Genomic DNA, 395 nt, shown 5'->3' with positions numbered 1-395 from the left:
CCTGCTTTTTATCACAGGCATGGTAGATCCCCGGAGCTGCGAAACCAGAATTTTCCTGCACTAAGATATCCACAGAAGATTCATCATAGACCCGTAAGCTCCGGAATAAGAAATTAGTTACACCTTGCGACGTATAACGATTATCGGGCCGTAATTAAGCATTCAATAAGCAGCCCGATAAGGTATCAAAAGCAGTAGCGGGCTGATCTTGGGGGTACCCACTAACAATTGAAACAGCAGCTACTTGAATAAATTGTTTGCGAAGAAAGTCTAAGACTTGCGATCATCTTTAAAATGTATGTTAGACTGTAAAAACTGGTCAAAGTTGAGTTGATGGAGGAACTCAGCCAGTAATAGAGTTCTAGCATCGTTCGCTAATTCACCACCGTCATTAG

The 395-nt window shown here is 42.0% G+C and carries 1 pseudogene; it reads right to left on the bottom strand.

What is annotated here, in order from left to right:
* A pseudogene (locus FC65_RS12980) lies at nt 1-395 on the bottom strand (IS1380 family transposase); the annotation flags it as partial.

The sequence above is a fragment of the Ligilactobacillus acidipiscis DSM 15836 genome (genome assembly GCF_001435755.1).
In the GTDB taxonomy this organism is placed as follows: Bacteria; Bacillota; Bacilli; order Lactobacillales; family Lactobacillaceae; genus Ligilactobacillus; species Ligilactobacillus acidipiscis.
The sequence above is the reverse complement of the archived record's forward strand: the minus strand, read 5'-3'. Positions and strand labels throughout refer to the sequence as shown.